Genomic DNA, 16,582 nt, shown 5'->3' with positions numbered 1-16,582 from the left:
GATTTTTTTGTAATATAGGCATGGAATTTCTCGCCTGCTTCAACCTCGATTCTCACTTTACCGTTTTCCTCGATTATTGCAGTGATTTTTCCCTTGAAAGAGTTTCGCATACTTGAGATGAGCGATTCAGATGAAATGACAATATTGGAAGGGTCTATGCTTATGTGGGTTTCATCTCCATTGGCAGAGGTGATTTCGATTTTTATTCGTCCTGTATCGAAAATCTTTCCATCATTTGTGATTTTGCCGTGAAAGAGATTGGCAAGTGATGCGGTAGTCAATTCCCCGCGAAAAAGCGTCAACACCTTATCTGCTATTGATTGTGCGCGATGCAAGTCCTGGGAGGTAAAGACAACGGTTTTCCCTTTTTCTCTACTGAATTCATAAATTATTTCTTCTGTTCTAATGATATTTTTTTTATCCATATATGTTGATGGTTCATCAAGAATCAGCACTTCAGGATTTGTGCAAATTGTTCGTGCAAGAGCCACTCTCTGTCCTTCACCTCCAGAAATTTTATAGGCAGGCCTTTTTTCATATCCTAATAGCCCAACTTTTTTCAAGGCATTCTTTACAAGCATTTTCCGTTCTGATGAAGGTATCTTCCTTATTTTTAATCCGGCTTCAACATTAGAAAAGACTGTATTGTGAAATAAATATGGGTTCTGGGGCAGAAAACCGATTCTACGCCTCAGGGAGACAATATTTTTTTCTTCAACCTTTTCCCCTTTGAAGATAATTTCACCAGAAGAGGGCATTTCAAGAAAGGTCAGCAAATTCAGTAATGTTGTTTTACCTGAGCCATTTGGTCCAACGATTGCTGTAATTTTCCCGTCCTCAATTTTAAGCTCCGGGATATTGAGGACAACCTTGTCGCCATATTTGCTGGTAACATTTTTTAGAATATAGGCATCATTCATTTTTACTATTTTTCTGAAAAAAGAATAACATAATATTAATAGCAAATGCTGTTGCTAAAAGCATAATTCCAAGAGCAAGACCAAGTTCGAATTCGCCCTTGCTTGTTTGAAGGGCAATGGCAGTTGTCATTGTCCGTGTGAAGCCTCTTATGTTACCCCCAAGCATCATTGCTACGCCAACTTCCGCTATTACTCTGCCAAATCCTGCAACAACGGCTGCAATTATACCAAATTTTGCTTCCATTAAAATTATTACTGCCTGTTGAGAGGTAGTTGCGCCAAGCGCTTTACAGGTAACAAGCAATCTTTTGTCTGCTCCTGAGACTGATGAAACAGTGTAGTTTGCAATGATAGGAAGTGCAAGGAATGTTTCGCCGATTATGATTCCATATGGAGTATATAGCAAACCGAGGCTTCCTAAAATTCCCTGCCTACTCAAAAAAGCATAGAAAAAAAGCCCTACAACTACTGTGGGAAGGGCCATAAGCGTATTTAAGATAAGTTGAATGAGCTTTTTCCCTTTGAAATCTTTTAATGAAACAAAAAGTCCAATTGGGATTCCAATGACGGACGAAAAGAAAGTGGCTGACAATGATACTTTGAGGGATGTCCACACAATAAGATATGTTTCACTGTCAAAGCCAAAAATTAGCCTTAAAGCCGAATACAATGCCTTTGCCAAATATTCCATATTTATAAATCTATTTTCTCATAACTTTATTTTATTGCATCAGGAAAGAATAGTTGCTGTCCCTTGATTTTATAATTCTTGATAATTTCTTGCCCTTCAGGTCCTGTAATATAATCAATCAGCTTTTTGGCAAGTTCAAATTTGACATAAGGATATTTTTTTGGATTTACTGCAATGATTCCGTAAGGATTATACAATATCTTATCCCCTTCATAGAGGATTTTTAAATCTATCTTATCTGAATATGCAAGATATGTGCCTCTATCTGAAAGGGTGTAAGCTCGTTTTTCATCTGCAATTTTAAGTACAGCGCCCATTCCTTGTCCTGCCTCGATATACCATTTACCTGATGGTTGAATGCCGGCAGATTTCCATATAGCCATTTCTTTCTTATGCGTGCCGGAGTTGTCTCCTCTGGAGACAAAAGAAGATGATGTCCCCGCAATTTTTTTGAATGCTTCTATTGCCGATGATGAACCTTTGATTTTAGCAGGGTCTTTTTCTGGACCTAAAATAACGAAGTCATTATGCATAACATCTTGGCGATAAACACCATATCCTTCTTTTACAAATCTATCTTCATCTGGGCGGGAATGAACAAAAACAACATCTACATCACCATTTTTGCCAAGTTTGAGTGCTGCTCCTGTCCCGACGGCGATAATGTCAACTTTAACGCCATATTTTTTTTCGAAGGGGGGTATCAGGACAGAGAGCAGCCCTGAATTTTCTGTACTCGTTGTAGTACTCATTTTAAGATGGGTTTCAGCGTTTGCCTTAACTGAAACAAACATTGATAGAGAAATAACAAGTGACAAAACTAATAAAATCATTTTAAATCCTGATGTTGCTTTCATTTATCTCCTCCTCATTGATATTTATCTTTCTTTAGAATTTAACCTGTAAACGAGCAGTAAACTGATTTGTAGAATCTCCTATTGATGGATGGGAAAGATTTTCCTGTTGGTCAAAATCATAGAAGGAATAATCAGCCATTAATTTCAGGTATTTGTTGAAATACCAATTCAGTCCAAAAGTGAATCCCTGAATCGTATTTGCTGAAACATTTTCGTTTTCAATTACAGGGTCGCTTCCATTTGCCTTATCCAAATCAAAATAGGAGTATCTTGCTGCTAATTCAAAAGCTCCCCAGTCTCCTGTTTTTGGATTGAAATTATGTGTTGGGACAATATTTTTTCCGTCTATCTTTTCTTCACCTGTAAGAACATAGGTTGCAATGCCGTAAAATCCTTGTGTTATTAGGTCTTCAAAATCCCTTCCACTAATATCGTTTCTTTCTTCTCTCTGGTAATAATATTCGCCTTTTAGGGAAAAAGGCCCTTTGAAATATCTTGCTTCTGCTGCTGCTCTCGTGCGCTGTCCGTTTACCGTAACTGTGTTGGAAATCTTGTTTCTTGCCGCAAGGGTAATCGCTCTTGAACTATGTGCTTCTCTGTCTCCTCCTGAAAAAGAACCTCCAAAGGTTAGCCCTTTCAATAGAGAATCTTTATCATTTGTGAATGGTGAAAAAAGAAGTCTTCCAATAAAGGTTAAGGAATCGTTATCGTCCGTTGAATTTTCGCCTGTGCCGTTGAATGCACCGAGATAATATTTCATTCTGTTCTCAAACAATGAACCAAAAAGCATTACACCAATATCTCTTGAAGTTGATGCTATGAAATTACCGGCAACTGAACGCTCTATGAAATCGAATGTTGTTGAAGATGTTGTCTGTTCATATCCAAATGGCACCTTGAATTGTCCTGCACGTACTATGGCTAACGGCGTATAATCTATATCGACATAGGCATCACGAAGCTCATCGTCTTCGTCTGAAAAATCCGTCTGCAGTTTGTATTTTATATTTTTAAACATATTGCCGCTTGCAGTTAAGCGTGCTCTTCTTATATCGAATGTATTTTTATTGTTTTCATCTTCCCCGCCTTCATAGTAGCGGTAATCAGTCTGCATATAACCGCCAATGTTCAACTTAAAATTTCCGTCTTCACTTCCAAGAGTAAAATGTTTACCGTCAAATCCTGCGAGAATAGACCTTTTTTTCTGTTCTTCAAGGGCAGATTTTAGCTCTATGATTTCTTTTTTTCTTTCTTCGTCTTTTTCTGCGGCAACTGCTTTTACTTTTTCAACTTCTTTTCTGATTCTTTCATTGTTTTGCTTTTCTTTAGCTTCTTGTTGTGCTTTTAACTGTTCAATTTTTTCGAGAAGAATTTGAAATTTTGTCTCATACTCTTTTTTTAGAGCTTCCATCTGTTTCTTCAATGCTTCAATTTCCTTTTGTTGTCCTGCTGATGATAGGCAGGGTGATGAGACAAAAAATAATACTGTGCAAAAAAGAAGCAAAAAATATCTTTTCATAAAATCCCTCCTTAAATAATAAGTTCGAAATAGGAAAATCCTGTGTTTAATTGCTGTGGATAGGTTTGCCGGAAATGATAAAAAAAACCGGCAACTCCTTTTTTTTAAGCCGCCGGTTTTTCAATTAAGTAAAAACATTGCTTTTTCTCCTTTCCAAATACGGGAGGCTATGCCGTTTCCAGCATAACCCTAACGATTTTGCTCCATTGTGCATCTGCACATTAGGCAGCAAAATTCGGAGTTTTTATTTAGTTTGAGGCTTTATATAGAATTGTCATAATAATGTCAAATTTTTTTTATTTTTATGAAGGATGAGGTTGACAAATCTTAATATAGGACTAAAATAGTCCTGAATAAAAAGAATTTTGTCTTGACTTTTTTGTCGTTGGTGAAATAGATAGTAGGAGAAAAGTAACTTTAAAAGAGGTGAGTGAAGATGAAAAACTATTCTATTCCAGAGATTTCTGAAAATGTCTTTGCAGTTGGTTCAAGAGATTGGGACCTAAAACTTTTTGATGCCTTGATTCCTACGCCTTACGGCACAAGTTATAATTCTTATTTAATCAAGGGAAGTGAAAAGACTGCTTTAATTGAAACAGTGAAACCCTGCTTTCAAGATGAGTTAGGAGATAAACTTAAACAGCTTCTTGGTGAAGGTGAGATTGATTATCTCGTTATGAATCATGCCGAGCCCGACCATGCAGGCGCTATCCCATATATTATGGAATTGAGTGCGCATACCAGACTCGTTACATCCGAAAAAGGGGCAAAGATGGCGGAAGTAATGTATAAGGTTCCTTCTGAAAGAATTGTCAAAGTGAAGGAAGGAGATACTATTGAGCTTGGCGGGAAAACTTTGAAGTTTATAGATGCACCTTGGCTGCATTGGCCTGAGACGATGTTTACCTATTTAATTGAAGATAAAATTTTGTTCCCCTGTGATTTTTTTGGAAGCCACTTTGCAAAAGGTGTTTACGATACGGATATAAAAGATATTATAACTGGAGCTCAAAAATATTATGGCGAAATAATGATGCCTTTCAGAGCATTAGGTAAAAAGGCTATGGATAAGTTGGAAAATGTTGAAATATCGATGATTGCGCCAAGTCACGGACCCGTTTATAAAAATCCTGAGAAGATAATATCAGTATATAAAAAATGGACTGCAGGTGAAACTGATGAGAAGGCAATTGTGGCTTATGTGAGTATGTGGGGCTCGACAGAGAAGATGGCAAAAGCAGTTGCTGAAAAGCTGATGTCAGAAGGAATTGAAGTTAGCTTATATAATCTTACAGCAACTGATGCAGGAGATGTTGCAAAGGATTTGGTGGATTCAAGAGCTATTGTAATTGGCTCGCCTACAGTTATGGCAGGGATTCATCCACTTGCTCTCTATGCCGCAAGTCTTGTAAGAGCTTTCAGACCTCCACTCAAATATGCGGCTGTTGTTGGCTCATACGGATGGGGAGGTTGTTCAGTTAAAGAGGTAACAAAGATGCTCGAGCTTGCTAAGGTTGAAGTAGTAGGAAGCCATGAAGTTAATGGACCACCGCTAAACGGTGATTATGCAAAATTGGAGGAGCTGGGAAAAGTTTTAGCATGCAGAATCAGGCAAGGATAAAAATTATGTGTCAATTTTATATTGACCCTTTTTAACCTTTGTGCCTGTTATCATAACCCATATAATCATAAGGATACAGCATACCCCCATTATTATAAAAGGTGATTGAGGGCTGATTTTATCCATTGTTATGCCATCGACAGAGAAAAACACAGCTGCGCCGATTTGCCCTGTTGTATTCAGTCCTCCAAGCACTGTACCCATTACTCTTTTTGGTGCAATATCTGAAGCAAGAGTTTGCGATGATAAAAGCATTCCTGCTTGGCTGAAGAAGAAAACAAGCATACAGATTAAGATGGGCCATGAAATCGGATTGTCGATTAAACCGAAGCTTATGAGAGCTAAACCTCCAAGCCCTAATGATATAGAAAGGGTCACATACCTGCCAAGCTTGTCGCACATAATCGCAAATATGGGAAATCCTACGAATGCTACGAGTCCTGAAATACCGATAAACATACCAACTTTTCCTTGTGCCGCTTCAGGTGTTACTCCCAAATTAGGTGCGGCATTGACAGCCCAGACAAATATGAATGTTCCAACAGTAATTACTGCCGCCATAACAAAAAATCGCGCTGCATAGCACATTACAAGGGGAGGTGAACTTTTAAGAGTTTCAATAATCTTTTTTATCTGACCCTTTTCTTTCTCTTTTGGCTTGAATCTGTCAACAAGAGCGATGCGTGCATAAATCAGTGAAGCAATAGAGACTGCTGCCGTAAGATAAAAGGTATTGCGTGTGCCTATTTTATTTGGAAGGGAAGCAAAAACTCCCATAGCAAGAAGCATTCCAAATCCTGTGAATATTCCATTTAGTCCCATTCCCTTGGCTCGATTCGCTTCGTCTGTATAATCTGCTGTTACTATGATATATGTTCCCCATACACCGGCAACAGTTGCAACAATCAGAAATCTTCCTGCATAAGCCAATGGGAGAGGATTTATTCCCAACATTTCAGCTATGTCCTTGCTGTGGAAGAAGAGAAGATATGCTATAGTCGCTCCAATGTAGCCAATTGTTATAACACTTTTTCTTCCTATCTTGTCTGCTACTACACCAAAGAAGAAGAGAAAAATAATTGCGGCAATTTCTCCTAAGGTCATCAGTGTGCCGCTTACTGTGCCGAATAATTCCTGACTTACTTTCAGGTAGTCTTTGAGATAGCTGTGTTGGATACCGTTTATTGAATTTGTTACCAGCCCACCAAGTGTCGTGCCTATAAAGAGGGCATAAAAATTTGCTTTTGTAAGACCTTCAGGAATTTCTACACCCATAAACTTTTTCTTTGCAATTTCAGCCATAAAATTCCTTTCTTAAAGTTTTTGGTTGAATGCAATAGATTTCTTATAAAAAAATTGAGCAGGTTGGCAGATGATAATTAATCTTCTGCTTCTGCTATTCTTTCATCGATGAATTTATCGAGCCATGGCTGTTTCCAAATCATATCTTCGCAGAAAGCATAATCTCTTACTTTGACTCCCGGGATTTCAGACACTTTTTTTATCATCTCTTTCAATTCATCAACCGTTTTTGGTTCAACCATAAGGGCGCCTTGACTTTTGCTTCCTGTTGCTCCAAAGGGCTTTCCAATCTTTGAAAGCTCTTCCATCTTTTCCTTGAATGTAGTGCCCTTGAAATCTATATGTATTTCTGTGAAGGTCCAGTTATTGTTGTTTGGAGGCTCTATGTGAAATGTTAAAGGAATGTTTTTTATGTAATCCAGTCTTTCCTGAATAATTTCCGGTTTTTCCCCAAGCTCTTCAGCAATTTGTTCTGCTGTTTTTTCGGCTCCTGAGCGAAGCGATTTTACAACTTTCCAATCGAGTTTCGAAAGCTTCACTTTCGTTGTTGGAAAGTTTACAATTGCCCATTCTTTGACTTCTTTTACCTCTTTCCATGATTTAATTTTACTGATTTCGTCAAAAAGATGAGTTTGTCCATGGGCAAAGAAACCAATGAAAAGGTCGCCCGGAACGCCTCCCAAATATTTTTCTGTTTCATGGTGGTAATCGAGAAGGTCGGGCACTTTAAATCTGAATTCATCGACATCGACATCATCATTCAAATCAATGAGAGCATAAGCCATTAGCCATTCAGGTCCTGTAATGGTTGTCAATCTTACAATCAAATGATCAAATCTCATTTTCTTGTCCTCTCTCTTTTAAAGTTAAGGGAAAACAAATCCCGGCTGCATTATTCCTTCAGGATCGAGTTTGTTATTAATCTTTTTTGCCAAATCGTAATAAGGTCCTGTGACTCTTGGTAATCCTTCACGAGGAGCCCGGTTGAATCCCATAATGAGCAATCCTCGCTGTGCTCCATAGCGGGGGAGGGCGGCACCTATTCTCTTTACGACTCTTTGCCACTTGGGATCTCCCGGATGGCTGTCTATACCGTGCTCATTGAAATAGTAATGTCCGCCTTCATAAGGGTAAGCAATGATCGAGCGCCAATACTCGCCATTGCCAAAATCAGAATCAGAATATTCGGGATCATCCATAATTGCCTGACAGTATACTTTATACATTTCTGCGACCTTGTCAGGAGAAGGGAATCCGGCTGCTACCCAATTTGCACCCCTCGAGCCCCAATATTTCATTGAGTAATCAGAATAGAAACTGCCTGACATTCCGGCATGGGATTCGACAAAGCTTTCGTAAGGATTGAATTTATCGGTAATTATTATTCCTCCTGTTTTTTCTGCAATCCTTCTTACGACCTTTTCCTCATATTCAAGTCTTCTTTTTGTTCCTTCCATTGACAGAACTAATTGAAATTCTGGATTTGCCCTGACCATTCGCTCCATAGCTTCGCGAGTATCCGTTGCATAGGAAGTATATTTGTTTCCGCCATAAAGATTTATCCCTTTGCATATTTCCATTTTTGCCAGCTCTGCATATGCTTTTGCAGCATTGTCAATATCTTCATAGGAAACCCATAACTCTTTATATTTTTCGCCACGAAGCCAGCATTTGATGGTCATTTCCGTTACAATTCCAGTTGTTCCGATTGCATGGACAGGAAATAGCTGCAAATCAGGACCCGGCCCATGAGGCCAAAAATCTTTAGGGATGAAAGGGTCTGCACCGGAGCCTATCTTGAAAATACTTCCATCAGGAAGAATCATCTTGAATCCAACGATTCCCTGCTCCTGCCGTCCAACTCGATTGGTTACCTTTAAGCCCAATCCTACGAGTATGTTTGAAATAACACTTGCCGTTGAAGGGTTGCCGGGGACAGGAAGAAACATTTTTCTCTTTTGAAGTTCACAGGAGAGGCGGGCAATTGTTACATATGGCTGTATTGTTGCAGTGCAATTAACTTCATCGATTTCGATGACCTTATCCATTCTCTTCATATCCATTAAGATACCGCCTCTTGAAGGCACGCAAACGCCTGCAATGTTGAGTCCTGTTGTTTGGACAATGATAGGAAGTTTATGAGTTCTTGCCACAGCAACAATTTTTTGCACTTCTTCTGAAGTTGAAGGTAAAACGACATAATGGGGAGGCCTTAACACTGATGACAGGTTTTCGGGGTACATATTTACATCTCTTGAATAAGCATAAACTATTTCCGGTTCATTTGACACCCATTCACTTCCTACAATATTGGCAAGCTCTGAAAGGATTCGATTATTGTCTATTCTTTTATCTTCCATATTGTCTATTCCTTCAATTGTCTATTTATGAATTCTGCAAAATCGAGGATTTCTACTCCGTAAGCAACTGCTTTCCCCCATAAACTTTCTTTACAACCGGGGCAGGCAGTAATCAACATCTGTGCCCCTGTTTTGTTAACTTCCTGAAATCTTTCTTCAGCAATCCAATGCGAATAGTCAAGATATGCTTCTTTTACAACGCCTCCAGCGCCGCAACACCATGCATTTTTCCTGTTTCGTGGCATTTCAATAAGCTCTGTTTCGGGGACGGCTGTGATTACATTTCTTGGTTCATCGAAGACTCCTTGATGTCTGCCAAGATAACAAGGGTCATGATAAGTGATTTTTTTGGAAAGATTGATAAAAGATAGCCCTTTTTCTTTAATTATATCAGCAAGGTATTGGCTTATATGTATGGTTTCAAAATCTTTTTCAAAACCGTATTTTTCGATATCGTTGAAAAGAGAGAAACATTCAGCACAGGTGAAAATTATTTTCTTAACTCCGCTTTTATTTATTTCTTGGAGGTTATGTTTCATTAAGTTGAGGGCATCTTTTTCTGCACCGATTTCAAGCAATGGCCTGCCACAGCATCGCTCTTCATCGAGAAATCCAACTTTTATGCCTAATTTCTTTGTGAGTAAATCATAGGCGTTTGTAGCGATTTCAGTCCTTCTGAAAGATGACCTGCAGCCGACAAAATATAAAACATCAGCTTTTTGAGGTTGATTTATCAGATTGTTTTCAAGCCATCCTTTCCTGTCTCTATTGTTTCTGTTTAAGCGATTATGATTCCGTCTGATACTTTTTAGTATTTTTTGATGTCCCGGGAGAAGTTCACCTCCATGCTCAACAAAATATCTTCTCAATGCATTTATGATTTTAAGCGGATTTAGTCCCTGTGTCACTTCACACCATTCTTCGCATGCATTGCAGGTCGTGCAGGTATATAAGATATGGCGAAGCCGTGGGGTTAGCTCTTGTTTCCCTTCAATGATTCTTCGCGTTATTTCATTTCTGCCTGATGTATAGTAAGCCTCGAATCTGAATCTTTCTCCCGGTGGGCATTGCCTTCCAAAACGCTCATCTTCTGTGTCTGAAGGAAAGACATTTCTGCAGTATCCACATTTGGCGCAGCGCCAAAGCATTTCATAATAATCGCTTAACTTTCTTCTTGTAAATGGATAACAATATTCATCAACCATTTTTCATTACCTACAAATTTAGCTTGCCTGGATTCATAATGTTATCTGGATCGATTGCTTCTTTTATGTTTTTCAACATTGCTTTATATGCACCTGCTTTTGCATAAACAAGCTCTGCCCAATTGCCATAAGGCCTTGAAAAGAAAGCCCCCATCTTGATTAAAGCATTACTGAACATTTCAAAAAATTTCTTTGTTATCATCAACTCCTGTGGATTTTCAGGGTTATAAATGAAACTATATTGAAAATGACCGCGTGCCGGCTCTACTGGAATAAAAAGTTCTCCAATTTGCGCAGGATTGTATTTGAATGCTTGGCTCATTTGACCTAAAATTCTTTTAAATAAGGGAATCTGCGGCAGCATACATATAAAGGGAATTACAGCATATCCTCCTCTGAAGCTTTTTCGCCTTTCATATCCCTTTGGATTTTCTATTTCTTCTAAGATTCTTGATGAGACATTATTAATACCATCTATTTCTTCGAGGCATTCAATATTGAATTGTTTTGTTAAATCCAGAATGTCTAAATATTGGTATTCAATCTCTTCTTCTTCGCCGCGCAAAATAAGTACTGCTGTAACAGGTGGAAGTTTTTCCGATATTTCTGAAAGTTCCTTCTCATTTTCTGCAATGAGCCCCGCAAGATAAGCAGGATTTGCCATAAAAAATTCAATGGCATAGCCAAATCTCTTTAATTCTTTTATTACAGGAAATGATTCTTCGAAAGTTTTGAAAGGAATATAAAGAACTTTGATATTTTTATGAAGAGTTTTGAGTTTTATAACCCCCTTTGTTGCTATTCCAAATGTTCCCTGTGAACCAAACCATATTTTATTCAGATAAGACGGATTTGTGCCAAAAGGGAAGTATGGTTTGTCAATAAGAGGGATAGCAGCGATTCCCGTCCTTATAATTTCTCCATTGGGTATCATTGCTTCCATAGTCAATACTGATTCTGTGCCGTATCTTGGCCATGAATAGAGTGGCACCATATCAAGGTATGTTGAAAGGACAGAGGAATCTCCTGTTATTTCCACGGGTGTCAATACTCTCAAATTATGTTTTTTTGCACTTTCCTGAAGCTGTAAGAAGGTTACTCCCGGTTCTATTATTGCATTTCTGCAGGAAGGGTCAATTAATTCAATTTTATTCATACGCCGCAGGTCAATAGTAATTCCGGGCACAGAAGGAATCGAGCCGCCATGTCCTGCCCTTGTTGAGCTTGATGGCGTAACAGGGATTTTGTTGAGTGCGGCGACTTTTAGTATTTCCCTAATTTCTTCATTATTGCACGGTCTTACGGCAACAAGAGGTGTCCTTGGAGGAATGAAGGTTATATTTCCGTCAGAGTATTCTTTTAATGATTCAGAGTCTGTAATAACATAATCCTCTCCAACTATAGAAGCAAGCTGTCTTATTACTATCTCCATTTATTCCTTTTAAATTTTTTAAAGTTTTTCTATTTCATCTATCCATTTATTTTCAAATTCAGGAACTTCTTGCATTGCCACAAGAATTTCAAATATGGTTACCCAATCGGAGTGGGGAAGCTCTTCACTGTATGAGACTTCTACATCGTCAAGGCCTATCAGCCAAATCCATCTATATCTTCCAAGAATTGCTTTTTTTAGTTTTTCAAGAGGCAAACTAATCACGAGATAGGGCTTTTCCCAGTTTCCTTTTTTAATTGAAAATTTGCCATTAGAAAGCGCTATTAAGAAATTTTCTCCACTCTCTTTTACATTGATGCCTATTACTTCACTATTTTTCCCGATAGAGCTTTTTCCCCCGAAAGGATAACATCTTACAGCACGTGCAACGGCTTTTTCTCCTTCTTTTCTTGCTCTCCTGTAATGTCCATCAGGTGGTCCTGCAAATGTTTTAAAGCCCTTCAGACGCCTTTTCAATTCTTCATCTTTATTCAAATAACTTTCATATCTTTTGAAAAATTCTGTCAACATCTTTCATCTTCACGTTTAAATTCAGGTTCCAAAGATTGAACAGGTTTTTCTCTCAACCTCAAAGCACCGACAGGACAATTATCAGCAATTATATGAAGTTCTTTCCCTTTTAGTAGTTCAAGTTTTCCGCCTTCAGCTGGCTTTATTCTTGCCGTAAATCCGCGTCCTACGATACGCATTGCTGATTCTCCAAGAATTTTTTCTGTAGTTCTGACACAGGTTCTGCATTGAATGCATTTGTGCGCTTCGAAGATTAAATCAGGATGTGATTCGTCAAGCTCATATTCTCTTTTTTCACCTTTGAAACGCTCTTCATCTGCCTCAAACTCGATTGCATAGCTTCTAAGTTTGCATTCCCGGGATTCTCTGCATCCGCATTCAAGACATCTTAGCGCTTCTTTTCTTGCCTCTTCAGCCGTGTAATTTTTTTCAATTTCATTAAAGTTTTTTATTCTTGATTTGACATCAAGAGTTTTGATTGGGATTTGTGGTTCCCTTTCTTCTCCTTCAATCATAGCAGAGGGAATTTCATCGAGGTTTCCATAAGAGCCGCTATAAGGTGCTTTTTCTCCAACGAGTTCATAACCAAGCAAATATTGGTCTATTGCAACTGCCGCATGTCTTCCATTGGCTACTGCATCAACTGCAAGACCCGGTCCGCTAACACAATCACCTGCAGCAAATATTTTGCTTATTGAAGTTTGATAGGTATTTTCGTTGATTAAATATGTTTCCTGCGGCGTTTTAGCTATTTTTGGCTTTGATATCAATTCTACCTTTTGTCCTACTGCGGTAATTATAAAGTCACAATCAATCGATGAGGTATCATTTTCATCATATTTCGGATTGAATTTTCCATTTTCATCAAAAACAGACAAACATCTTTTGAATACAATTCCTCTGACTTTACCATTATCAGTTTTGATTGATTTAACTCCCAATGCATTATGGATAACTATTCCTTCTTCTTCTGATTCTGAAATTTCTTTTTTGCTCGCCGGCATTTCATCTCTTTTTTCAAGGCAATAAATCTGAACTTCTTTCGCGCCCTTTCTTACTGACACTCTTGCCGCATCCATAGCTACATCACCGCCGCCTATCACTACGACTTTTTTCCCTTCGAGATTTCCTTTCCCCTTGCCGGAGCTTTCTTTCTTCAAGAAATCAAGGGCGCTAACGACACCCTTGGCATCTTCTCCTTCAACACCCAATTTAGCCGATATATTAGCTCCCGTTGCTATGAGTATAGCGTCATATTCACTGCGCAAATCATCTATATCGATGTCTATACCGACTTTTGTATTGCAGTTAATTTTTGCGCCAAGTTTTTTGATGATGGCTATTTCTCTGTCCACTGCTTTTCTTGGGAGACGATATGCCGGAATACCATATTGAAACATTCCACCGGGCTTTTTGTTTGCCTCAAAAAGTGTGCAGTTATGTCCAAGAATTTGCAGATAGTAGGCGGCTGAAAGTCCAGTTGGTCCTGCGCCTATAATTGCAATTTTTTTACCTGTTGATGGTGCACATTTCGGTATGTATTCGTCTCCTGATTCGGAAACTGTGTCTGCGGCATACCGTTTGAGATGGCATATTGAAATTTCCTCTTCAATGAGCTGCCGCCTACAGGCATCTTCACAGGGTTTATGGCATACGCGTCCCAAGGCAGAAGGAAAGGGCATATTTCTTTTGATTAGTTCAAGAGCTTTCTTTGTTTCATCTATTGCCAAATATTTGATGAATCCGGGGATGTCTATTCCCGCAGGACATGCAATCATACAAGGACCAAGGCAGTCGCCCATATGGTCAGAGAGAAGAAGTTCAACACATGTGCGCCGTGCCTCTAAAACTCTATTGCTTGTAGTGCTTATGACCATTCCATCCTCGGCTTCAGTCGAACATGCGGGCAACAGGTCTTCTTCACCTTCTATATCAACGACACAAATGAAACAGAATGATTCTGGTTTTAAATCTTCGACATGGCAGAATGTAGGTATGAAAATCCCTTCCGATTTTGCTATTGATAAGATAGTTTGTCCCTTTTCTGCTTCAATAGTTTTGCCGTTGATAGTTATTCTAATCTTTTTCATTTTTTTGTTTCATTTGAATGAACATTTGCCCGCTCTGCAATTATGAGCATAAATATGTTCAATATAATCCTCTTGACAATGTTCAATTGTTATAATGACTGGGTTTGATGCGTTTTTCGCAACTTCACAAAGACTTGTTGATTTTACTTTTTCTGCAAGGTCTTTCAATAATTCCAAGTCTTCCGGATTCCCCTTTCCTGAGCATATTCTTTCAAGTATCTCAAGCATTCTTTTTGTCCCAATTCTACAAAAGGTACATTCACCACAGGATTCTGATTGAGAAAAACTTACAAGGTTTTTTGTAAGTTCTATTATACAAGTATCGTGAGAAATTAAAGGCGACCCGGCAGGTCCTTCTATTTTTATGCTGTCTGTTGATTCATCATAAATAATGTGAATATTGAAGAGGTCTGCAGGCAATTTTTCTTTTGCCCTATCTTCTTTTATTTTAGCTAAATTTTCAACAGGTATCGATAAATCACCTTCTGTTTTTTTGGCTAAGCGATTAACACGAAGAGCTGTCTCAAATTCAACTTGATGAGGCAGTTTTGTCCTTGCTTTCGCTTTGAATCTTTTTAATCTTTTTTCAAATTCTTCTTCCGGATAACTCAATTTTTCCCCTTACTTTATAATATTAATTCCACCCTTGCACTGCACTTTCCGGCAGGAATAATCTTTTTGAACATTTCTTATCTTTTGTCCGAATTTTCCTCTTTTGTCAAACAAAAGTTTGGTAATAATTATTACGAAAAAATATAGATTTTCCAATATATAGAAAGAATGTAAAGAAAATGTAAAAAAGACAGAGATCAAGAAAAGAAAATAACATAGAATCAGAGCTTCAATCTTCTTCCCATATCCTGAAACAGAGGCGTGTGAGTATGGCTTGAAAAATGGTTTTATTGATGAGGAAACAATGGAAAGAATCAATGAGGGACTCGGGACAACACATGGTTCATCGATTATAAGTCTTGAAGATAAGCCTTTTGCTGAAACGATCAGAAATTTGACTCCTGCATATAATAAATTCCCATTTCTTCGTTCATTCTTTGATTATTTAATTAAAAAGAGAAAAGTTAAATTAAGCAAACTTATCTATATACTTACCGGACCTTTTGTTTATTCCACTTGGGGAGAAATAATGTTCAGAGAGATGTTCTTCATTTTTCTCAAAGCTCTTATCCCTAAAAGATTTTTGATGCCGTCCAAAAAGATAAGTTGAGGATTAACTAAACCGCTATTTGATTCAATGGCGATGGAAAACCTTTAACCGTTCGGTTGTTGAGGCTGATTTTACCGTACCTGTAGTAATATCAAGATAATACTCTTTGCCAAAAGGGTCTTTTGGAATAGAAGTTAATAAATTTGCCTTTACAAGATCTTGAAGAGATGTTGGAGTAGTTTTGAATTTCTTTATGTAGTCTTTGACTTTTTCATTTAAGAGCTTTAAATCCCGTTCTATATATAGGAGTTTTAATCTTTCATTCAGTCGCTTTTTCATTTCTTCATTTTCAGTCTTTCTGAGTAAGCTTTCAGTAAAAATTATTCCGTCTTCCGGATTACCTGCGCTACTGTAAAGTCGAGTTGCAAAAAGTTTTAGAAAAGCTGGCGAACCTTTAACAAGAGAAGCTTGGCGTATATAAAAAGCTGCCTTTTTGTAATCTCTGATTTCATTAAAATAGTTATAACCAAGAAGAAAATAAATAAACCAGTTATCAGGGTTGTATTTGGCTCCTTTTTTTAAAATAGTAATGCTTTGGTCTATTCTATTTGCAAAAACTGTCAAAATCAGTCCTGAAAATTGATAGGCAAGATAAAAATTTGGATCAAGGTCAGTAAGAAGGTTTGTATTGTTGTAAAGCCAATCCCATCCCTTCTCCGTTTGTTTCCTTTCTCCGACATATTGAATTATCTTTAGCCACAGTATATCAGCAATTAATGCCTTTTGGTTTAGAGACATCACTTTAACAATCTTTGATGAAGGTGTTATGAAGAGTTTTTCTGCTGTAGTTATGTCTTCTTTCATAGTATCGATTTTAAGTTGTGTAAAATAG

General features: G+C 38.0%; 16 protein-coding genes and 1 riboswitch. Of the genes, 2 read left to right on the top strand and 14 right to left on the bottom strand.

Annotated elements, in window-relative coordinates; all coding sequences use genetic code 11:
* The 4 genes from D6734_09985 to D6734_09970 form a co-directional block, all read right to left on the bottom strand.
* Positions 1–920: ATP-binding cassette domain-containing protein (locus D6734_09985; GenBank protein ID RMF93512.1), on the bottom strand; the 920-nt coding region annotated here is incomplete at its 3' end.
* Positions 913–1,611 (bottom strand): ABC transporter permease subunit, encoded by a 699-nt coding sequence (locus tag D6734_09980; protein RMF93511.1) that lies wholly within the window; start codon positions 1,609–1,611, stop codon positions 913–915. The genes D6734_09980 and D6734_09985, both read right to left, overlap by 8 nt.
* A 26-nt stretch (positions 1,612–1,637) precedes the next feature.
* A complete protein-coding gene (locus D6734_09975) occupies positions 1,638–2,468 on the bottom strand; it encodes an extracellular solute-binding protein (protein ID RMF93510.1) in 831 nt (276 codons plus the stop codon).
* Between the two features lie 31 nt (positions 2,469–2,499).
* Positions 2,500–3,987 carry a hypothetical protein gene (locus tag D6734_09970; GenBank protein RMF93509.1) on the bottom strand — a complete coding sequence of 496 codons (1,488 nt, stop codon included), beginning with the start codon at positions 3,985–3,987 and terminating at the stop codon, positions 2,500–2,502.
* 130 nt (positions 3,988–4,117) lie between these two features.
* A riboswitch (molybdenum cofactor riboswitch) is annotated at positions 4,118–4,240 on the bottom strand.
* 183 nt (positions 4,241–4,423) lie between these two features.
* Here D6734_09970 and D6734_09965 point away from each other — a divergent pair.
* Positions 4,424–5,608 carry an FprA family A-type flavoprotein gene (locus tag D6734_09965; protein RMF93508.1) on the top strand — a complete coding sequence of 395 codons (1,185 nt, stop codon included), beginning with the start codon at positions 4,424–4,426 and terminating at the stop codon, positions 5,606–5,608.
* Positions 5,609–5,611: 3 nt separating this feature from the next.
* On the opposite strand, the gene D6734_09960 is transcribed toward D6734_09965, so the two are convergent.
* The 9 genes from D6734_09960 to D6734_09920 form a co-directional block, all read right to left on the bottom strand.
* Positions 5,612–6,910, bottom strand: a complete 1,299-nt coding sequence (locus D6734_09960) for an MFS transporter (GenBank protein ID RMF93507.1) — start codon at positions 6,908–6,910, stop codon at positions 5,612–5,614.
* A gap of 77 nt (positions 6,911–6,987) precedes the next feature.
* Positions 6,988–7,752 (bottom strand): hypothetical protein, encoded by a 765-nt coding sequence (locus D6734_09955; protein RMF93506.1) that lies wholly within the window; start codon positions 7,750–7,752, stop codon positions 6,988–6,990.
* 24 nt (positions 7,753–7,776) lie between these two features.
* Complete coding sequence (locus tag D6734_09950) at positions 7,777–9,270, bottom strand: FAD-binding oxidoreductase (protein ID RMF93505.1); 1,494 nt, start codon at positions 9,268–9,270, stop codon at positions 7,777–7,779.
* Positions 9,271–9,275: 5 nt separating this feature from the next.
* Positions 9,276–10,475, bottom strand: coding sequence for a (Fe-S)-binding protein (locus tag D6734_09945; protein RMF93504.1), 1,200 nt, complete (start codon positions 10,473–10,475; stop codon positions 9,276–9,278).
* 10 nt (positions 10,476–10,485) lie between these two features.
* Positions 10,486–11,907: an FAD-binding oxidoreductase gene (locus D6734_09940; GenBank protein ID RMF93503.1), complete on the bottom strand. Its 1,422-nt coding sequence runs from the start codon at positions 11,905–11,907 to the stop codon at positions 10,486–10,488.
* Positions 11,908–11,925: 18 nt separating this feature from the next.
* Positions 11,926–12,438 (bottom strand): hypothetical protein, encoded by a 513-nt coding sequence (locus D6734_09935; protein ID RMF93502.1) that lies wholly within the window; start codon positions 12,436–12,438, stop codon positions 11,926–11,928.
* Complete coding sequence (locus D6734_09930; protein ID RMF93501.1) at positions 12,432–14,528, bottom strand: hypothetical protein; 2,097 nt, start codon at positions 14,526–14,528, stop codon at positions 12,432–12,434. The genes D6734_09935 and D6734_09930 overlap by 7 nt, the downstream gene beginning before the upstream one ends.
* A 9-nt stretch (positions 14,529–14,537) precedes the next feature.
* Complete coding sequence (locus D6734_09925) at positions 14,538–15,140, bottom strand: hypothetical protein (protein ID RMF93500.1); 603 nt, start codon at positions 15,138–15,140, stop codon at positions 14,538–14,540.
* A gap of 9 nt (positions 15,141–15,149) precedes the next feature.
* Positions 15,150–15,341, bottom strand: coding sequence for a hypothetical protein (locus D6734_09920; GenBank protein RMF93499.1), 192 nt, complete (start codon positions 15,339–15,341; stop codon positions 15,150–15,152).
* A gap of 73 nt (positions 15,342–15,414) precedes the next feature.
* Between D6734_09920 and D6734_09915 the strand changes: the two genes are divergently transcribed.
* On the top strand, positions 15,415–15,750 hold the full coding sequence (locus tag D6734_09915) for a hypothetical protein (GenBank protein ID RMF93498.1): 336 nt from the start codon (positions 15,415–15,417) through the stop codon (positions 15,748–15,750).
* 24 nt (positions 15,751–15,774) lie between these two features.
* Here D6734_09915 and D6734_09910 read toward each other — a convergent pair.
* Positions 15,775–16,582: hypothetical protein (locus tag D6734_09910; GenBank protein ID RMF93497.1), on the bottom strand; the 808-nt coding region annotated here is incomplete at its 5' end.

Source organism: Candidatus Schekmanbacteria bacterium (assembly GCA_003695725.1).
Lineage (GTDB): Bacteria > Schekmanbacteria > GWA2-38-11 > GWA2-38-11 > J061 > J061.
This window is presented reverse-complemented; position numbering and strand designations above follow the sequence as displayed.

What these genes read in the sequence shown, in the direction of transcription:
- D6734_09970 (RMF93509.1), bottom strand. Translation starts at nt 3,987, where the DNA reads ATGAAAAGATATTTTTTGCTTCTTTTTTGCACAGTATTATTTTTTGTC.
- D6734_09975 (RMF93510.1), bottom strand. Translation starts at nt 2,468, where the DNA reads ATGAAAGCAACATCAGGATTTAAAATGATTTTATTAGTTTTGTCACTT.
- D6734_09965 (RMF93508.1), top strand. Translation starts at nt 4,424, where the DNA reads ATGAAAAACTATTCTATTCCAGAGATTTCTGAAAATGTCTTTGCAGTT.
- D6734_09945 (RMF93504.1), bottom strand. Translation starts at nt 10,475, where the DNA reads ATGGTTGATGAATATTGTTATCCATTTACAAGAAGAAAGTTAAGCGAT.
- D6734_09940 (RMF93503.1), bottom strand. Translation starts at nt 11,907, where the DNA reads ATGGAGATAGTAATAAGACAGCTTGCTTCTATAGTTGGAGAGGATTAT.
- D6734_09950 (RMF93505.1), bottom strand. Translation starts at nt 9,270, where the DNA reads ATGGAAGATAAAAGAATAGACAATAATCGAATCCTTTCAGAGCTTGCC.
- D6734_09930 (RMF93501.1), bottom strand. Translation starts at nt 14,528, where the DNA reads ATGAAAAAGATTAGAATAACTATCAACGGCAAAACTATTGAAGCAGAA.
- D6734_09960 (RMF93507.1), bottom strand. Translation starts at nt 6,910, where the DNA reads ATGGCTGAAATTGCAAAGAAAAAGTTTATGGGTGTAGAAATTCCTGAA.
- D6734_09935 (RMF93502.1), bottom strand. Translation starts at nt 12,438, where the DNA reads ATGTTGACAGAATTTTTCAAAAGATATGAAAGTTATTTGAATAAAGAT.
- D6734_09980 (RMF93511.1), bottom strand. Translation starts at nt 1,611, where the DNA reads ATGGAATATTTGGCAAAGGCATTGTATTCGGCTTTAAGGCTAATTTTT.
- D6734_09955 (RMF93506.1), bottom strand. Translation starts at nt 7,752, where the DNA reads ATGAGATTTGATCATTTGATTGTAAGATTGACAACCATTACAGGACCT.